The organism is Litoreibacter sp. JB4-2 (assembly GCF_055693445.1).
This window is the reverse complement of sequence record NZ_CM146334.1, coordinates 2,329,791-2,346,904: the sequence shown is the minus strand read 5'-3', so window position 1 is coordinate 2,346,904 and position 17,114 is coordinate 2,329,791. Positions and strand designations below refer to the sequence as shown.

Here is a 17,114-nt window from a genome sequence, read left to right as displayed (position 1 = left end):
CGACTACCAGTGTCTATGAGGGTTTAGCGAAAACAAAAAAACGCGACATTGCAATATGGCGTTGAGCAACGATGCGTCATAAATTGCGGGGATTTAGGTTCCTCGGCGCCACGCATCTGGGTGGGGGCTGATAAACGCGACGCCGAGGGAAGCTATGCAGCTACCCTTCCTGTATCGCGTCGAATTGGGCCGTCCATTGGTGAAAAGCATGTCAGAAATTAGGCATCGCGATGTTTTGAGAAAACAATCTCTGGCGAACGTTTATCCGATGGAAACAGTAAGCTCTTTGGCATTGGCTCCCAATCCGCTGTTTCAATCCTCATGAAGCCTAAACGTCAGAATATTGCGCCGCCCAACCCGTTCATATGTCGTTTCTGGAGCGAGGGTATGGATAAGAAACCAGCCAAACCCGCCCTCGGGCAGGTCTTCTATCGGGACGTCTGTATTTGGCAGGCTTTTGGGCGGCAGACTTAGCCCCGGCATCGGCTCGCCGAAATCCTGGGTTTCGACTTCCAGACTGTTATTTCCCATAAGCGAGACAGAAACACGCAACGGGCAGTCTGGCTCAAAACCGTAGCTGTGTTCTTCAATATTGTTGAGCACTTCGCTGATCACAAGCTCTGCATTGCTGAGCAATTCCATCGAAAGCGTTTCTTTTTCTTGCAGCGCTTCACGTATTTCAGCCATCAGCATGCGGATGCCATACCCGCCTGTTTGCCCTTTGAATATAGCAAGCAGTGTCCCTGGACCTTGCTGGTTTAGCGTGGCTTTGGGGGGTATTCATGCTGCATTGGCGCCATCGGCGTTTAGCGCAGCGCCCAAGTTTTCATGAATAATAAACACCTGGTCCATGCGCGTGAGTTTAAAAACTTTCGCGACGACAGGTGTCAGGCCCGCAAGTTCCAACTTGCGCCCTTTTAGCAGTTTCAAGGCGGACACCATAGCGCCCAACCCGCTGCTATCCATAAAGCTGATCCCTGACAGGTCCATAACCACCCTGGTGTTGCAATCTTCGACAGCGGCACGAAACTGATCCTTAAGATGGATGGCGCTTGCTGCATCGATCCGGTCGGACTCTGGCGTGAGTATCAAAAGATTGTCTTCGTGACGGCGGCTAAGGTCCATTGTTCGGCTCCGAAAATTCAACAGCGTCACGTCTAGACTCCATTCGTTACCATTCGGTATGCAACAACGGACAATTTTCGGAGGAGTTTAGCGATGAGGCGCGTTGTGATTTCCGGGGCCAGCCGGACCCCGATGGGCGGCTTTCAGGGGGATTTCGCAAATCTCAGCGCATCGACGCTTGGCGGGGCGGCGATTAGTGCGGCTCTGGAACAGGCAACAGTTTCAACTGTTGATGAACTTTTGATGGGATGCGTTTTGCCTGCAGGGCAAGGGCAGGCGCCCGCGCGGCAAGCAGGTTTTGCAGCAGGTCTGGGCGAAGATGTACCGGCAACAACCCTAAATAAAATGTGCGGATCAGGGATGAAGGCCGCGATGATGGCCTATGATCAAATTGCGCTGGGCCATGCGGATACAATGGTCGCAGGCGGCATGGAAAGCATGACTTCTGCGCCGTATCTATTGCCGAAAATGCGGGGCGGCGCGCGGATTGGGCATCAAAATGTGCAGGATTCGATGTTTCTGGACGGGCTTGAGGACGCGTATGACAAGGGCCGCCTTATGGGCTCCTTTGCTGAGGATTGCGCCGAAAAATTCCAGTTCACGCGGGAGTCTCAAGACGCCTATGCGCTTGCTTCGCTAAACCGCGCGTTGGCGGCTGAGAGCGTGGGCTCATTCGCCCAAGAGATCACGCCAGTGACCCAGTCGACGCGCAGCGAGCCCATCACGATCACGACAGATGAGCAGCCAGCTAAGGCGCGCCCCGAGAAAATTCCGCAGCTTAAACCTGCCTTCCGCGAGGGTGGTACGGTTACGGCAGCCAACTCTTCGTCAATCTCCGATGGGGCAGCAGCAATGGTGATAACGTCGGAACAAACCGCGGCAGATCATGGCTTGCCAATTCGCGCGCGCATCGTCGGGCATGCTTCCCACGCGCAAGCGCCAGGCTGGTTCACGACCGCACCGGTTCCGGCTGCCCAATCGCTGCTGACACGTATTGGCTGGACAAAGGACGACGTCGACCTGTGGGAGGTAAATGAAGCCTTCGCCGTTGTGCCAATGGCCTTCATGCATGAAATGGGGATCGACCACGACAAGGTGAACGTCAATGGCGGGGCATGTGCGTTGGGCCACCCGATCGGCGCGTCTGGTGCGCGTATCATGGTGACATTGCTGAATGCGCTGGAAACGCGCGGGCTGAAACGTGGGGTCGCCGCGATCTGCATTGGCGGCGGCGAAGGCACTGCAATCGCGATTGAGCGCGACTGATGGTCAATTACACCGAACTCGCCCAGGTTATCGCCAGCCTGACTGAGGGCGAAACCGACGCGGTCGCGTTGATGGCAACTATCGCCTGCGAAGTGCATCACAGCGACGCGCGGTTTGACTGGACCGGGTTTTACCGCGTCGTGGGGCCTGAGCTTTTGAAGATCGGGCCCTATCAAGGTGGGCATGGCTGCCTTGTCATCCCGTTTTCGCGCGGGGTCTGCGGGGCGGCGGCGCGTACGGGCGAGGTGCAGCTGGTGGCGGATGTGGACGCATTCCCAGGTCACATCGCCTGTGCGTCCTCAACCCGGTCAGAACTGGTACTGCCTGTCGTCAATGGCGCAGGCGATTTGCTTGCGGTGTTTGACATCGATAGCGACCAACCAGACGCGTTTTCGCAAGAGGATGCAACGCAGCTTTCGCGCATTCTGGATGCATGTTTCGCACAGGCATCCTAGCGCTGCTCTGACCTGAATGAGCGCCCGCGGCGCGCATCTTTGCCTCGTCGTTGTCTGCGGCGCCTCCTCAGGCAGGGCTATGATTGCGAACATTGCGCGACATAGCGCGCAACATCAAAGACAGCAGCAGTGTCGCGGCGATGGTCAAACACCCATAGACCGCCAGCAGTTCATACATCGGGACGGTGTTGTTAAGTTGAGAGAACGCACCCAATGCGACTGGAAAATACCAAGACGTCGCGGACACTGCGGCGCAAATGATAAACAGCGATCGCCGCCGCCGGGACAAGCCGGGCAAAATGGGCTGCCCGATTTGGCTCTGCATCGTGGGCAAGACCAGCGTGTGTATCAGGCGGCCGATGAAGGTTAGAACCAAAACGATCAGCAGTTTGGCATGCACCTTGGGGTTGCTCAGTTTATCCGGTTCAAAATTTGCGTAATATACCAAAAATCCCAATCCGGTGACCCAAAGTACAACAAGTCCGGCGGTCACCACTTTTGCGGCGAAGGCCAGATCTGCGGCCGTTTCGGGGGTAAAAGGTTTGGCGTGGAGGAAGCGCAGCATGATCAGGTCCATCAAGGTCGCGCCGCCCAGCCCCAAAGCCATTCCGATGAAATGAATAAATCTTAGGCTGGTTTTTAGGAAGGTTTCTGTGTCGCTTAAAACCGTGTCCGCGAGTGAATGAAGGCTCATTTTGCAATAGCTCCCAATAAAAAATTCGATCCAAAATCCGTAAAATAGGAGATTTGCGCGGTTCATTTTTTTCAACCGCGCCGGAGGCAGATGCGCGACTTTTGGCAGGTTTGTCGGCTAGGGCGGCGCGGCTATCCGCCGGTTTCAAAGTGATCGCCCGATCTCCGTAGCGGCGCTGCTTTGAGGACGCCAGAGATGCATAAAATAGTGGCGTTGCGAAAAAGCTTGCACGACTCGCGTTTTTTCCATTACGTGAAATTCGGAGACAAAATTTCACGAGATCGCAGCGCTGCATGAAACTCGACACGCCATCCCGGACCCAAACGCTTGGCGCAGACCTCCGCGCCCTGCGAAAGGCGCGCGGGATGACATTGATCGAGCTGTCAGACAAATTGGGGCGGTCTGTCGGTTGGCTCAGCCAAGTGGAACGCGACAAATCCGAACCCGGTGTGACCGATCTAAGGATGGTTGCTAAGGCGCTCGATGTCTCCGTCTCCAGCCTGTTTCGCCAAGGCGCGGTCCCGTTCCAGGAGCAAGGCTACGTCGTGCGTGCTGGTGCGCGCCGCCCGATTGGCTCACGTGAGGCTGGGCTGGTCGAGGAGCTTCTTTCCCCGGATCTGACCGATGATTTTGAGATGGTGCATTCCACTTTTGAGCCCGGTGCCGAAATCGTCGACCCGGTTATGCGACCGACGCAGGAGGTCGGTTATGTGGTCTCCGGTAAGCTAAACCTTTGGATTAACGGCACCACCCACCTCCTGAACGCAGGCGATAGTTTTCGTGTGAAGGGTGAACCGTTCCGTTGGATGAACCCGCACCCAGATCCGGCCGTTGTGATCTGGGTTATTGCGCCGCCGGTGTACTGATGTCGTTTGAGGGCTGGGTCATATTCGCGCTTTTCTGGGTGGTCTTAGTCACCACGCCGGGCCCCAATGCGGTCAATTGCGTGACCAACGGCATGACGCACGGATTTAAGCGTTCGCTTTGGGGTGTGTTGGGTATCCTGACCCAAGCCACGATATTTTTGCTGCTTTCAGCCGCGGGCATCACGGCATTGCTGGCCTCCGTCCCCGAAGCATTTTTCTACGGCAAGCTGATCGGCGCCGGTTTCTTAATCTATCTCGGCATCCGTGGCTGGCTCAACGCGGGCAAGCCCGTTGCACCTGGCTATGTGTCCGCCCGTTCGATTTACGGTCGTGCGTTTTTGATCGCGACAATCAACGTTAAATCCGTCGCAGGCTACTTCGCTGCCTTTACCCAATTTGTGCAACCCGATGTGCCGGTCTGGTCGCAAATGTGGGTGATCATGCCTACAGCTTTGGCCATCACCGTCGCCAGCTATCTGACCTACACGGCCATCGGCGCCGGGCTTGGTCGGTCCGCTATGAGCGCAATTCTGAATATCTGGGTCCGCCGCGTGATGGCGGCTTGCTTTGTCATTTACGGCGTCCTCTTGGGCAGTGCCTCCACACCGGGGAGGGCGTGATGTATCGAGGCAGTTGCGAATGCGGGTCGGTCGCTTTTGAGGTTCCTGAACTGCGGCGCGAAGTCACCTTCTGTCACTGCAGCCAATGCCGCCGTACCAGCGGGCATCAATGGGCCGCAACGCGCGCGCCTTGGGCTTCGTTGAACTTCACCGCTGATGAGGGGTTGACGTGGTACACCTCGTCCGATTTCGCCAAGAGGGGCTTTTGCAACGCCTGCGGCTCCAGCCTGTTTTACCGGATGAACGATGAGGACGGCGTCGGCATAGCCGCGGGCTGCATCGAAGAGCCCAATGATTTGAAGCCCGGCAAGCATATCTTCACCCGCGACAAAGGCTGCTACTACGCGCTTGCGGATGATGCGCCCCACATTGAGAGGTACTGATACATATGCTTGAGGTCTTCTTCAGCTTTGATCCGGCCCTATTGGTGGCGTTCGTCCTCGCGGGCTTGCTGCTGAACATCACACCTGGTGCCGATTTTGTCTTCATCAGCGCGTCTTCAATCGCAGGGGGCCCAAAAGTTGGCATCTGCGCGGCGCTTGGAGTGAACATTGGTGTTTTGGTGCATATTGGCGCGGCGGCGGCCGGTCTGTCTGCGGTCTTGATCGCAAATCCAGCGGCCTATGATTTGGTGCGCTATGTCGGCGCGGCATACCTGCTCTATATCGCGTGGCAAAGCTGGACCGCGTCCGGTGCTCTTGCAGACACGAAATCCGCGCAAAGTATGAAGCGCGCCTTCGGGCGTGGCTTTGTCACGAACGTGCTTAACCCCAAAACGGCGCTGTTTATCTTTGCCTTCATTCCACAATTTACGGACCCAGCGATTGGTCCGATTTGGATGCAAATCTTGATCCTTGGCGCGATCTTTCTAGTAAATGGTTTCATCTTTGCGATGACGCTTGCGATCATCACCGGCACCTTTGCGGACGCCTTGCGCACGCGGGTGCGCATCTTGAACAAAATCACTGCAATACTCTTTGGCGGCCTAGCGGCGCGTCTGATAATCGACTGAGGGAGACAGCCATGTCAGATTTTCCAACAACGGCCCGTGTGGTCATCATCGGCGGTGGTGCTGTCGGCACCTCGACGCTTTACCATCTGGCCAAGGCCGGTTGGAAAGACTGCGTTCTGCTTGAAAAGAATGAGCTGACAGCCGGGTCCACATGGCACGCGGCGGGCAACTGCCCGAACTTCGCGGGCTCATGGGGGTGATGAACATCCAACGCTACGGGTTGGAGATGTACCGCACGCTGGCGGACGAGGTGGACTATCCGATGAACTACCACGTCACGGGTGCGCTGCGTTTGGCGCATTCCAAGGAGCGGATGCAGGAGTTTGAGCGCGTCGCCGGTATGGGTCGGTATCAGGGCCTGCAAATGGACATCATGACGCCCAAGGAAATGCAGGAGCTCAACCCATTCATGGAAATCCATGATCTGGAAGGTGGGCTCTGGGATCCGCTCGATGGTGATATTGACCCGGCGCAGCTGACGCAGGCTCTGGCAAAGGGCGCGCGCGACGCAGGCGGACGGATCGAACGGTTCTGCCCCGTGACCGGCATTGACCGTGACGGCGACGAATGGATCGTGAAAACCGACAAGGGCGATATCCGCTGCGAGAAGGTCGTCAACTGCGCCGGTTACTACGCGCAGCGCGTGGGCGAGATGTTCAAGCCCTTCGGTGGCCGCACCGTGCCGATGGTCGTCATGTCGCACCAGTATTTCCTGACTGGACAGATACCGGAGCTGGAAGCATGGACCAAGGAGAAGGGCCATAAGATGCCCATGATCCGCGACGTGGATATCAGCTACTACCTGCGTCAGGACAAAGCAGGGCTGAACCTTGGCCCGTATGAGCGCAATTGTAAGGCCCATTGGGTCACGCCAGATGATCCGATGCCGGAAGACTTCTCCTTCCAGCTTTACCCCGATGATCTGGAACGCCTTGAGTTCTACATCGAAGATGCGATGGAACGCCTGCCGCTGCTGGGCGAAGGCGGGGTCGAACGCAACATCAACGGGCCAATTCCTTATGCGCCCGATGGCTTGCCGATGATCGGCCCAATGCCCGGTGTCAAAAACGCTTACGAGGGGCATTCCTTCACTTTCGGCATCGCCCAAGGCGGCGGCGCGGGCAAGGTGTTGTCGGAATGGATCATGCATGGCGAAACTGAAGACGACATGTGGGCCGTCGATCCGCGTCGTTACACCGATTACGCTGACCACGACTACTGCCTGTCGAAGGCGCTGGAAACATACGGCCACGAATACGCGATGCATTTCCCGCATCACGAATGGCCCGCCGGGCGCGACAAGAAGCTATCGCCAAACCACGCCACGCTGCTGGCGTCTGGTGCGCAAATGGGCGCCTACAACGGCTGGGAACGCGCCAATTGGTTCGCCAAAGACGGCGATGACACCTCCGAGGAGGCGACACATACCTGGGACCGCAATGGCCCTTGGGAAGCTCGGATCAAGGAAGAGGTTGAGGCCTGCCGCGACAGCGCCGGCGTCTTGGATATGCCGGGTTTCTCTCGCTACACTCTGTCAGGTGAAGGTGCCGCTGAATGGCTGCGCGGCCAGATCGCGGGGGCGCTGCCAAAAGCGGGCCGGATGAACCTTGGCTATTTCACGGACTCGCGCGGGCGGATCGTGACAGAGGTGACCATCATTCGCTTCGGTGAGGATGATTTCTGGCTGATGACAGCGGCGGTTGCGCAGTGGCATGATCTGGAATTCCTCAAAGGGCGTTTGCCAGCGGACGGCTCCTTGACGATGACCGACATCACCAAGGATTGGTCCGTGGCGCTGGTCACAGGCCCCAAATCGCGCGACATGATCGCAAGCCTTGCGCCCGATGCGGATCTGACCACCGGCTGGCTGACCCATCAGGACAGCGAGATCGCGGGCAAGCCTGTGAAGCTGATGCGCATCTCCTTCGCGGGGGAGTTGGGCTGGGAAATCCACAGCGCCTTTGATCACAGCGCCACTGTCTATGACGCGGTGCGTGCGGCTGGTGCAACGCCGTTTGGGATGTACGCACTGAATTCCATGCGTTTGGAGAAAGGTTACCGCACCTGGAAAGGCGATCTGTCCACGGATTACACCCTGCTCGAAGGCGGAATGGAGCGGTTCATTCGTTTCGACAAGCCACAAGACTTCCCCGGCAAACAGGCGCTGCAGAACGAAAAGCAGCAGGGACGCAAAAAGGGTTTTGTCACTATGGTGATGGAACCCGGGGAGCAGGATGCGCCATATATGTCGACCGTCTGGAATGGCGACGAGGTCGTGGGCGAGGTCACATCCTCCGGCATGGGCTACCGCACTGGCAAATGCATCAGCCTTGGCATTGTGAAAGCCGAACTGGCCGCTCCCGGGACAGAGCTTGAGGTGGAAGTCTTCGGCAAACGCTTGAAGGCAGTGGTGCAAGAAGACCAACCGGTCTGGGATCCGGCCAACGAGCGTATCCGCGCATGATGAGCGTTTCGCATGTGACCGGCGGCGGACCCGCCCACCTCCCTTCCGCGCCTTGCGCGTCACCAAAGGGGGCGCGCTCATGAGTGTGACGATCCTTGATGGCGGCATGGGGCAGGAACTGATTGCCCGCACAGGCAAAGCGACGGGCTTGTGGTCGGTTCAGGCCTTGTTGGACCAACCCGACTTGGTGCGCGCTGTTCATGACGATTTCTTCGCTGCTGGCGCTGAGATTGCCACGACCAACGGCTATTCGGTGTTGCCGGACCGTCTGGTTTCTCATGGTTTGGAAAACCGCCTGCAACAGCTATCCGATCTGGCCTGCCAGATGGCATGTGATGCACGCGACGCGCATGGGTCTGGGCTGGTGGCCGGCGGCATGGGTCCGCTTGGTTTTTCCTACCAACCCGACAAGGCCCCGCCTGCCGACGAGGCGGCTGAAATCTATGCGCAGATCGCCGCGTATCAGTTGCCCTATGTCGACATGCATATTTTGGAAACCATGGCCTCGGTGGATCAGGCAAAAGGCGGGTTGATGGGCGCGGGAACAACCGGCAAGCCCGTTTGGCTGGCCGTTTCCGTCGATGACAATGACGGCACCAAGCTGCGGTCAGGTGAGCCGCTGGTCGATCTGTTGCCCCTTATTGAGCAATTCCAGCCAGAGGCGCTTTTGGTCAACTGTTCCCGCCCCGAGGCAATCACGCAAGCAGTGCCGCTCATTGCAGGCTCTGGCCCGTTGATCGGGGCCTATGCCAACGGTTTCACGTCGATTGCCGATACGTTTGACCATATCGGCGCCACTGTTGATGTGCTCGACACCCGCACCGATCTGGGTCCGGAGGCCTACGCAGACCACGCGCAAAGCTGGGCCGACGCAGGCGCGCATATCATCGGCGGCTGCTGCGAAGTTGGCCCCGCCCATATCGCCGAACTGACGCGGAGGTTCAAATGATCCCGGTCACGACGCAAGAGCTGATCACCCGTTGGCGCCTTGGCCATATCGCCACAATCACGCCGGGCGGGCATCCGTCCGTGTCGCCTAAGGGAACCTTCATTGTGGTTGACGACAAAACCATCGCGTTCGGTGAAATCCGGTCGCCGCAAACGGTCAGCAACCTTACGCATAACCCCGAATGCGAGGTCAATTTTGTCGATGCTTTTACGCGTAAGGGTGCCCGGCTTCGCGGCACCGGGGCGATGGTGCGCCGCGATACGGCGGAATTTGACGCGATCTTCCCGCGCTTCCAGCAGGTCTGGGGCGATCTGTGCGACCGCATCAACCTAATCGTTAAAATCACTGTCTCAGAGGTCAAACCTCTGACGACCCCACCTTATGACACCGGCGCCACAGAAGAGGACATGATCGCCCTCTACAAAGCCAAGTTTTCGGAGATGTACCCATGACCCTTCCTACCTCTGCCCGCGTCGTCATCATCGGCGGCGGTGTGATTGGTTGTTCTGTTGCTTACCATCTGGCCAAACAGGGCTGGAAGGACATCGTGCTGTTGGAACGCAAACAGCTTACCTCTGGCACCACGTGGCACGCCGCCGGTCTGATCGCGCAGCTGCGGGCGACCAAGAACATGACGAAGCTGGCGAAATACAGCCAGGAGCTTTACGGAAATCTGGCCGCTGAAACTGGCGTTGAAACGGGTTTCAAACGCTGCGGTTCGATCACGGCCGCGCTGACCGAAGAACGGCTCGAAGAGATCAACCGACAGGCTGCCATGGCGCGCAGCTTTGGCGTTGAGGCAGAGCCGATCTCCGCCGAAGAGGTCAAGAAACGCTACGAACACATCAATATCGAAGGTGTCACAGGTGGGGTCTACTTGCCACTCGACGGCCAAGGCGATCCGGCAAATATCGCGCTCGCGCTTGCCAAAGGGGCGCGCCAAAATGGTGCGTTGGTAAAGGAAGGGTATCTGGTCACGGGTATCCAAAAAGAAGGCCGCCGCGTCACGGGCGTGACATGGGAAGACAAGAACGGCGAGACGGGTGAAATCACCGCTGATCACGTCGTCAATTGCGGCGGCATGTGGGGTCACAGCGTCGGCAAAATGGCGGGCGTCAACGTGCCGCTGCACAGCTGCGAGCATTTCTATATCGTCACTGAAGCCATTCCCGGCCTGACCCAAATGCCGGTGCTGCGTGTTCCTGACGAATGCGCTTACTACAAAGAAGACGCAGGCAAAATGCTGCTGGGCGCGTTTGAGCCTGTGTCCAAGCCATGGACGCTCGACATCCCGAAGGATTTTGAGTTCGACCAGTTGCCCGAGGATTTCGACCACTTTGAGCCAATCCTTGAGGCTGCCGTCGAACGCCTGCCGATGCTGGCAGAAGCTGGCATTCACACCTTCTTCAACGGGCCCGAGTCCTTCACACCCGATGACGCCTACCACCTGGGCCTCGCGCCAGAGCTGGACAATTTCTGGGTCGCGTGTGGCTTCAACTCCATCGGGATCCAATCCGCTGGTGGCGCGGGCCAAGCGCTTGCGCAATGGATGGACGCGGGTGAAAAACCTTTCGATTTGGGTGATGTCGATATCTCCCGCATGCAGCCATTCCAAGGCAACAAGACCTATCTGTTCGAGCGCTCAAAGGAGACGCTGGGCCTGCTCTACGCCGACCACTTCCCTTATCTGCAAAAGAAAACCGCGCGTGGCGTGCGGCGCACGCCGTTCCATCAGCATCTGCTGAATGAAGGCGCGGTGATGGGCGAAATCGCGGGCTGGGAACGCGCCAATTGGTTCGCGAATGAGGGCCAGGACCCGGCCTATGAATATTCATGGAAGCGGCAAAACTTCTTCCCGAATGTCGCGGCGGAACACAATGCGATCCGCACCAATGTCGGCATGTATGACATGTCCTCCTTTGGGAAAATTCGGGTGGAAGGCCGCGATGCGGAGGCCTTTATGAACTATGTCGGCGGCGGCGATTATTCCTGCCCCGTGGGCAAAATCGTTTACACGCAATTCCTGAATTCCAAGGCCGGGATCGAGGCCGACGTCACGGTCACTCGCCTGTCGGAAACTGCCTATCTGGTTATCACCCCGGCAGCGACCCGGCTGGCAGATCAAACCTGGATGCAGCGCCATGCGGGCGATTTCAACGTGGTCATCACCGATGTCACGGCGGGTGAGGGCGTTCTTGCGATCATGGGTCCCAACGCGCGGACATTGCTTGAGAAGGTCTCCCCCAACGACTTCACCAATGCCACAAACCCGTTCGGTACCGCGCAAGAGGTCGAGATCGGAATGGGCCTCGCCCGCGCGCACCGCGTGACCTATGTGGGTGAGCTTGGTTGGGAAATCTACGTATCCGCCGATCAAGCCGGACATGTCTTTGAAACGCTGCACGCGGCGGGCCAGGAAATGGACCTGAAGCTCTGCGGTATGCATATGATGGATAGCTGTCGCATCGAAAAAGGCTTCCGCCATTTCGGCCATGACATAACGTCAGAGGATCACGTGATGGAAGCGGGCCTCGGCTTTGCGGTGAAAAAGGACAAGCCCAACTACATTGGCCGCGATGCGATCACCAAGAAGCAAGACGAAGGCCTGCAAATGCGACTGCTGCAATTCAAGCTCTCTGAGCCTGAGCCGCTCTTGTACCATGCAGAGCCTGTCTTCAGGGATGGTGAATTTGCTGGCTACCTAACGTCCGGGTCCTATGGCCACCATCTGGGTGCGGCGATGGGCATGGGGTATATCCAATGCCCCGGCGAGAAACTTGCCGATGTTCTGGCCTCGGACTACGAGATCGATGTCGCAGGCACGCGGGTCAAGGCGGAGGTCTCCTCGAAGCCCTTCTATGATCCAACGTCGGAGCGGGTGAAGGTTTAGATCGCTTCGTAGCGGCGCAAGGCCCCTTGCGCCGCCCGTTAAATCAGTGCTCAAAGTCCGCATGGCACAGGACACTTCCAATGATACTGGCGATACGTTTGCGGGTTTTGGCTTTGCGCTGTCGGCCTACCTTTTTGGGGGTTCCTGCCGCTTTATATGAAGCTGTTGTCCCACATCCCGGCGGTTGAAATCGTGGCCCACCGCGTGATTTGGTCAATCCCGATTGCAGGGGCCGTGCTGATTGCGTTGGGGCGCACAAGCGACATCAAAACCGCGTTGATGAGCCCGAAAATGTTGGCCATGGGCTGCGTCACGGCCACGCTCGTTTCCATCAATTGGGGCATCTATGTCTGGGCGATTACCTCCGGCAACGCGATGGAGGCTGCGCTGGGATATTACATCAACCCGATTTTCAGCGTTTTTCTGGGCTTCGCCCTTTTGAAGGAACGGCTGACCAAGCTGCAATGGGTCGCAATTGCTTTGGCCTTCGCGGCGGTCTGCGTGCTGACATATGACGCCGGGCGTCTGCCTTGGGCGGCTTTGGGGCTGACGCTGTCATGGGGGTTCTATGCCCTTTGCAAGCGTTCACTGCCAATCGGCCCAAACCAGGGTTTCTTGTTGGAGGTGCTGATCCTCGCACTGCCCGCGCTGGGGTATTGGATCTATTTGGGACAGGCAGGCGAAAGCAATTTTTCCGCCAATATCTGGCTGCTGGTAGGGGCAGGGGTCGTGACCGCCGTGCCCTTGATGCTCTACGCAAATGGCGCCAAGGGCTTGCGCCTCGCGACCATCGCTATGTTGCAATATGTGGCGCCGACGATGATCTTTCTGGTCGCCGTGTTCATCTTCAAAGAACCCTTTGGCCAAGCCCGCGCCATTGCTTTCCCGATGATCTGGGCGGCGTTGGTGCTCTATTCCGTCTCAATGCTGCGGGGGCGCAAAACATGAGCGACGACTACAACCCACCTCAAGACCCGCTTGATGTGATCCACGAGGATGCGGAGCTGCTTTTGGTCAACAAACCCGCCGGGCTGCTGTCGGTGCCGGGCAAGGGAGCGCATTTGGCCGACTGTCTGATCGCCCGGATCCAGACCGCGTTTCCGACCGCGCTGCTTGTGCATCGGCTCGATCGCGACACGTCCGGCGTCATGGTCTTCGCGCTGACCAAATCCGCACAACGCCATCTCGGCCTGCAGTTCGAAAAGCGCCATACCAAAAAGGCCTATGTTGCGCTCGTTCATGGTGAGGTCGCCGAAAAGTCAGGTGAGATTGACCTGCCCCTGATCGTCGACTGGCCCAACAGGCCCCTGCAACATGTCAATTTCGACACTGGCAAGCCCGCACTTACCGAATGGCGGCGCGGGCCGGTCAAAGACGGGGTCACCCGCATGCGGCTGTTTCCGAAAACCGGTCGATCCCACCAATTGCGCGTGCATATGAAGGAGATCGGGCACCCAATTCTAGGCGACCCGTTCTATTCAGAAAACTGGCAAGCCCATCCCCGCATGATGCTGCACGCCGAAAGCCTGAAACTGCGCCACCCCGAAGGCGGGCGGCACGTTGAATTCAAAGCCAAAGCGCCCTTTTAGCGTTTTCGTGCAACGATAAACCGGCTCGGCGGTTTGGCCGGGTATGACCCGGTTTCGATAATCTCAAACCCGGCTTGCGAAATGGCATTTTCCAGCTGTTCCGTTGTGAAGATCAGCACCGATTTCGGCGCCTTACCGACCAATTGCATCATTGGGATCAGCAAGCGGATCAGTGGATTGAAATGGCGCAGGCATGGGGTTTTTGAGACAAACAAACCACCGGGTTTTACCAAGGCGGCGGCCTGTTGGACGAACTCGTCCAAATCGTCGACAAGATGCATCAGGTTGAAGGCGGTGACGACATCGGCCGTGGCCTCCGACCCCGTCAACGCCTCCGCTTTGGCGACTTTGAAGCTAACGTTTTCCCCACCCGTCAGCCGCGCCTCAGCCTGCGCGATCATGCCTGGCGAGATGTCGGTTGCGGTGATGCGGGCGGCGTGCGGCGCAAGCAGCAATGCGGTCGCGCCGGTCCCGCAGCCAAGCTCTAGAACATTGTCACTTTGCGACAAATGGCTGCGAACGCGCTCCATCGTCTGTTCATACGCGTCCACGTCTTTGATTGGGTCTTTTGCATATTTGGGCGCGATCTTGTCCCAGAAAGCGGCTGATTGGGTCATTGGTGTCTCCTTTCAGCCAAGGCATACCCATGCGTTTGGCAGCCGTGAATTGCCTAAAAACGCCGGTATGATATGCATATATGCATGAATTGGCAGGCGATTAACTTTGATTGGAATCAGGCCCGCGCCTTTCTCGCAACTGCGCAGGAAGGCTCGCTCTCTGCCGCCTCCCGCGCCCTCGGGCTAACACAGCCCACGCTGGGGCGTCAGGTCTCAGCGCTCGAAGACAGCCTTGGCGTAACGCTTTTTGAGAGGGTGGGCCGCTCGCTGGTGCTTTCAGATGCAGGGCGCGAGCTGCTGACGCATGTGCGCGCGATGGGGGATGCGGCCGGCCATGTCTCCATGACCGCGTCGGGGCAGTCGCAGCGGGTTGACGGGCATGTTGCGATCACCGCCACGGATATCATGTCCGTCTATCACCTGCCGCGCATGCTGCTGAAGCTTCGCGAATTGGCGCCAGGCATCAGCATCAATGTGATCGCGGAAAACTCTGTCCAAAACCTGCTCCGGCGGGAGGCCGACATCGCCATTCGACACGCCCGCCCGACGGAACCCGACCTGATCGCGCGCAAAGTTGGTGAAACCACCGGCCATCTCTTTGCGACGCCGGGCTATCTGAAACGCGCCGGTTGGCCCAAAACCGCACAAGAGATCTCTGGCTGCGACTTTATCGGCTACGATGACCATGCTGAAATGGTACGCATCCTCAACGACCAAGGCTTGTCGATCAGTGAGGCCAATATCCGCTACGCCTCTGCCAACGGGCTTGCGGCATGGGCCATGGTTCGCGCCGGCCTCGGCATTGGCGCGATGAGCCGGGATGCGGATGTACTCGCCCCGGAAGTGCAGATGGTGTTCCCGGATATGTCGATTCCGATCCCGATCTGGTTGGTCGCCCACCGGGAGCTTCACACTTCAAAACGCATCCGGCTTGTCTATGATCTGCTTGCCGATGAGTTGAGCAAGCAGACCACGTAGAGTCTGCTTAGCTGTTCCAAGCGCTGACGGCTTTGACCTCAAGGAATTCCTCAAGCCCAAACGCGCCGCCCTCGCGGCCATTGCCCGACTGCTTGTAACCGCCAAACGGGGATCCTTGCGCAAAGCCCGACCCGTTCGTCTCAACCATGCCCGAGCGCAAACGGCGCGCCACGCGGCGGCGTTTTTCAAGATTCTCGGTCTGGATGTAGTTGGTCAGCCCATAGGGGGTGTCATTGGCCAGTTCAATCGCATGCGCCTCATCCTCAAACGGCATGATCGACAGGACGGGGCCGAAGATCTCTTGCTTGTAGATCTCCATATCCGGCGTCACGTCCGTAAACACGGTCGGGCGGCAATAATAGCCGCGGTTCAAATTCTCAGGCCGCCCAACGCCGCCCGCTACAAGATTTGCGCCCTCATCAATACCCTGCTGGATCAGGTCCTGCACCTTGTTGAACTGCATCTCGCTGACCAGCGGGCCGATATGCTTGCCTTCCTCGGATGCGGGGCCGACTTCGGTCTTCTCCGCCATGGCAATCGCCTGCTCGACAGCTTGTTCGTAACGCGAGTGTTCCACCAGCATCCGGGTAGGCGCGTTGCACGACTGCCCTGTGTTGCGGAAGCAGCGCACGACGCCTTGCGTCACTGCCTTTTCATTCGCATCCGCAAAGATGATGTTGGCGCCCTTGCCGCCCAGCTCCAGCGACACGCGTTTCAGCGTTTCGGCGGCGGCGACTGAGATCAGTTTGCCCGCGCGCGATGATCCGGTGAAGGACACCATGTCGACCTCCGGATGCGCCGACAGTTGTGATCCTACGCCCGGCCCGTCGCCATTGACCATGTTGAACACGCCTTTGGGGAAGCCTGCTTCATGGATGAAATCTGCAAACAGAATGCCCGATAGCGGCGAAATTTCCGATGGTTTCAACACGGCGGTACACCCTGTCGCCAAAGCGGGGACGGCCTTCAAAACAATCTGGTTCATCGGCCAGTTCCACGGTGTGATCAACGCACAGACCCCGATGGGTTCATACAGCGTCGCTTCGGTCGCGGTGTGCATCCGGTCAAATTCAAACGTCTCCATCGCCTTCAGGAAGCCGCCCAAATGCCACGAACCTGCGCCAACCTGCTGCGCCCGCGCCAGATCTTGCGGTGCGCCCATCTCAAGGCTAATCGCCTGCGCCATTTCCTCGGCGCGGTCATTGTAAACCTCCGACAGGGTCTTCAGCAGTGCGATGCGGTCTTGCTTGGGTGTCTGTGACCATTCGTCAAACGCAGCGCGCGCGGCGGATACTGCGGCATTGGTGTCGGCTTCGCTGCCCAAAGAGATCGTGTCGCAGACTTCCTCGGTCGAGGGGTTGATCACGTCAAAGTCGTTTGGCTGCGACGGGGCCACCCAGGCGCCGTCAATATAGAAGTTCTTAGCGTTTTTCATGGGGCAGGTCCTCCGGTCCATCGTGGCGCACATTGGGGGTGGTTTAGGAGATCCGCAACCCGCCTTATCCGACCCGAGCGACAAGCTTTATAGATGCCGCGACACGGACCTCCGGCAAGCACTGGCGACGCGCAATTCCCCTGTTTTAGGTTGC

Annotated in this window: 16 protein-coding genes and 2 pseudogenes; 13 read left to right on the top strand and 5 right to left on the bottom strand. The window is 58.1% G+C overall.

Annotation, left to right across the window (positions count from 1 at the left end):
- Positions 1-312 precede the first annotated feature (312 nt).
- Together ACZ1G7_RS11705 and ACZ1G7_RS11700 are read right to left on the bottom strand one after the other, a co-directional pair.
- Positions 313-693 carry an ATP-binding protein gene (locus ACZ1G7_RS11705; protein WP_472659576.1) on the bottom strand — a complete coding sequence of 127 codons (381 nt, stop codon included), beginning with the start codon at positions 691-693 and terminating at the stop codon, positions 313-315.
- 87 nt (positions 694-780) lie between these two features.
- On the bottom strand, positions 781-1,125 hold the full coding sequence (locus ACZ1G7_RS11700; RefSeq protein ID WP_472659575.1) for an STAS domain-containing protein: 345 nt from the start codon (positions 1,123-1,125) through the stop codon (positions 781-783).
- Between the two features lie 93 nt (positions 1,126-1,218).
- On the opposite strand from ACZ1G7_RS11700, the gene ACZ1G7_RS11695 reads away from it, so the two are divergent.
- Together ACZ1G7_RS11695 and ACZ1G7_RS11690 are read left to right on the top strand one after the other, a co-directional pair.
- Entirely contained in the window at positions 1,219-2,391 is a 1,173-nt protein-coding gene (locus ACZ1G7_RS11695; RefSeq protein WP_472659574.1) for a thiolase family protein, read from the top strand.
- Positions 2,388-2,846 carry a GAF domain-containing protein gene (locus ACZ1G7_RS11690; protein WP_472663720.1) on the top strand — a complete coding sequence of 153 codons (459 nt, stop codon included), beginning with the start codon at positions 2,388-2,390 and terminating at the stop codon, positions 2,844-2,846. Before ACZ1G7_RS11695 ends, ACZ1G7_RS11690 begins: the two co-directional genes overlap by 4 nt.
- A gap of 67 nt (positions 2,847-2,913) precedes the next feature.
- Here the strand turns inward: ACZ1G7_RS11690 and ACZ1G7_RS11685 are convergent, their stop codons facing one another.
- On the bottom strand, positions 2,914-3,540 hold the full coding sequence (locus ACZ1G7_RS11685; RefSeq protein ID WP_472659573.1) for a hypothetical protein: 627 nt from the start codon (positions 3,538-3,540) through the stop codon (positions 2,914-2,916).
- 293 nt (positions 3,541-3,833) lie between these two features.
- Here ACZ1G7_RS11685 and ACZ1G7_RS11680 point away from each other — a divergent pair, with 293 nt between their 5' ends.
- From ACZ1G7_RS11680 to ACZ1G7_RS11635, 10 genes and pseudogenes are all read left to right on the top strand, one after another.
- Complete coding sequence (locus ACZ1G7_RS11680; RefSeq protein ID WP_472659572.1) at positions 3,834-4,406, top strand: helix-turn-helix domain-containing protein; 573 nt, start codon at positions 3,834-3,836, stop codon at positions 4,404-4,406.
- Positions 4,406-5,026: a LysE family translocator gene (locus ACZ1G7_RS11675; RefSeq protein ID WP_472659571.1), complete on the top strand. Its 621-nt coding sequence runs from the start codon at positions 4,406-4,408 to the stop codon at positions 5,024-5,026. Before ACZ1G7_RS11680 ends, ACZ1G7_RS11675 begins: the two co-directional genes overlap by 1 nt.
- Complete coding sequence (locus tag ACZ1G7_RS11670) at positions 5,026-5,409, top strand: GFA family protein (RefSeq protein WP_472659570.1); 384 nt, start codon at positions 5,026-5,028, stop codon at positions 5,407-5,409. Before ACZ1G7_RS11675 ends, ACZ1G7_RS11670 begins: the two co-directional genes overlap by 1 nt.
- Before the next feature lie 5 nt (positions 5,410-5,414).
- Complete coding sequence (locus ACZ1G7_RS11665; RefSeq protein ID WP_472659569.1) at positions 5,415-6,038, top strand: LysE family translocator; 624 nt, start codon at positions 5,415-5,417, stop codon at positions 6,036-6,038.
- 11 nt (positions 6,039-6,049) lie between these two features.
- Positions 6,050-8,502 (top strand): annotated as a pseudogene (locus ACZ1G7_RS11660) (GcvT family protein).
- A 79-nt stretch (positions 8,503-8,581) separates the two neighbouring features.
- Positions 8,582-9,451, top strand: coding sequence for a homocysteine S-methyltransferase family protein (locus ACZ1G7_RS11655; RefSeq protein WP_472659568.1), 870 nt, complete (start codon positions 8,582-8,584; stop codon positions 9,449-9,451).
- The gene (locus tag ACZ1G7_RS11650) at positions 9,448-9,903 is read left to right on the top strand and encodes a pyridoxamine 5'-phosphate oxidase family protein (RefSeq protein WP_472659567.1); all 456 of its coding nucleotides are present in this window, start codon (positions 9,448-9,450) and stop codon (positions 9,901-9,903) included. Before ACZ1G7_RS11655 ends, ACZ1G7_RS11650 begins: the two co-directional genes overlap by 4 nt.
- Positions 9,900-12,341: a GcvT family protein gene (locus ACZ1G7_RS11645; RefSeq protein ID WP_472659566.1), complete on the top strand. Its 2,442-nt coding sequence runs from the start codon at positions 9,900-9,902 to the stop codon at positions 12,339-12,341. Before ACZ1G7_RS11650 ends, ACZ1G7_RS11645 begins: the two co-directional genes overlap by 4 nt.
- Before the next feature lie 61 nt (positions 12,342-12,402).
- Positions 12,403-13,289: pseudogene (gene rarD / locus ACZ1G7_RS11640) on the top strand (EamA family transporter RarD).
- On the top strand, positions 13,286-13,930 hold the full coding sequence (locus tag ACZ1G7_RS11635) for a pseudouridine synthase (protein ID WP_472659565.1): 645 nt from the start codon (positions 13,286-13,288) through the stop codon (positions 13,928-13,930). Before rarD ends, ACZ1G7_RS11635 begins: the two are co-directional and overlap by 4 nt.
- Here ACZ1G7_RS11635 and ACZ1G7_RS11630 read toward each other — a convergent pair.
- On the bottom strand, positions 13,927-14,547 hold the full coding sequence (locus ACZ1G7_RS11630; protein ID WP_472659564.1) for a class I SAM-dependent methyltransferase: 621 nt from the start codon (positions 14,545-14,547) through the stop codon (positions 13,927-13,929). The two genes, ACZ1G7_RS11635 and ACZ1G7_RS11630, sit on opposite strands and share 4 nt — an antisense overlap.
- 84 nt (positions 14,548-14,631) lie before the next feature.
- Between ACZ1G7_RS11630 and ACZ1G7_RS11625 the strand changes: the two genes are divergently transcribed.
- The gene (locus ACZ1G7_RS11625; RefSeq protein ID WP_472659563.1) at positions 14,632-15,525 is read left to right on the top strand and encodes a LysR family transcriptional regulator; all 894 of its coding nucleotides are present in this window, start codon (positions 14,632-14,634) and stop codon (positions 15,523-15,525) included.
- A 7-nt stretch (positions 15,526-15,532) separates the two neighbouring features.
- Here the strand turns inward: ACZ1G7_RS11625 and ACZ1G7_RS11620 are convergent, their stop codons facing one another.
- Positions 15,533-16,960, bottom strand: a complete 1,428-nt coding sequence (locus tag ACZ1G7_RS11620) for an aldehyde dehydrogenase family protein (RefSeq protein ID WP_472659562.1) — start codon at positions 16,958-16,960, stop codon at positions 15,533-15,535.
- Positions 16,961-17,114 lie beyond the last annotated feature (154 nt).

Coding starts and splice junctions, on each gene's coding strand:
- ACZ1G7_RS11625 (WP_472659563.1), top strand. CDS start 14,632: ATGAATTGGCAGGCGATTAACTTTGATTGGAATCAGGCCCGCGCCTTT.
- ACZ1G7_RS11645 (WP_472659566.1), top strand. CDS start 9,900: ATGACCCTTCCTACCTCTGCCCGCGTCGTCATCATCGGCGGCGGTGTG.
- ACZ1G7_RS11635 (WP_472659565.1), top strand. CDS start 13,286: ATGAGCGACGACTACAACCCACCTCAAGACCCGCTTGATGTGATCCAC.
- ACZ1G7_RS11705 (WP_472659576.1), bottom strand. CDS start 693: ATGCTGATGGCTGAAATACGTGAAGCGCTGCAAGAAAAAGAAACGCTT.
- ACZ1G7_RS11630 (WP_472659564.1), bottom strand. CDS start 14,547: ATGACCCAATCAGCCGCTTTCTGGGACAAGATCGCGCCCAAATATGCA.
- ACZ1G7_RS11700 (WP_472659575.1), bottom strand. CDS start 1,125: ATGGACCTTAGCCGCCGTCACGAAGACAATCTTTTGATACTCACGCCA.
- ACZ1G7_RS11680 (WP_472659572.1), top strand. CDS start 3,834: ATGAAACTCGACACGCCATCCCGGACCCAAACGCTTGGCGCAGACCTC.
- ACZ1G7_RS11650 (WP_472659567.1), top strand. CDS start 9,448: ATGATCCCGGTCACGACGCAAGAGCTGATCACCCGTTGGCGCCTTGGC.
- ACZ1G7_RS11655 (WP_472659568.1), top strand. CDS start 8,582: ATGAGTGTGACGATCCTTGATGGCGGCATGGGGCAGGAACTGATTGCC.
- ACZ1G7_RS11665 (WP_472659569.1), top strand. CDS start 5,415: ATGCTTGAGGTCTTCTTCAGCTTTGATCCGGCCCTATTGGTGGCGTTC.
- ACZ1G7_RS11685 (WP_472659573.1), bottom strand. CDS start 3,540: ATGAGCCTTCATTCACTCGCGGACACGGTTTTAAGCGACACAGAAACC.
- ACZ1G7_RS11695 (WP_472659574.1), top strand. CDS start 1,219: ATGAGGCGCGTTGTGATTTCCGGGGCCAGCCGGACCCCGATGGGCGGC.
- ACZ1G7_RS11675 (WP_472659571.1), top strand. CDS start 4,406: ATGTCGTTTGAGGGCTGGGTCATATTCGCGCTTTTCTGGGTGGTCTTA.
- ACZ1G7_RS11620 (WP_472659562.1), bottom strand. CDS start 16,960: ATGAAAAACGCTAAGAACTTCTATATTGACGGCGCCTGGGTGGCCCCG.
- ACZ1G7_RS11670 (WP_472659570.1), top strand. CDS start 5,026: ATGTATCGAGGCAGTTGCGAATGCGGGTCGGTCGCTTTTGAGGTTCCT.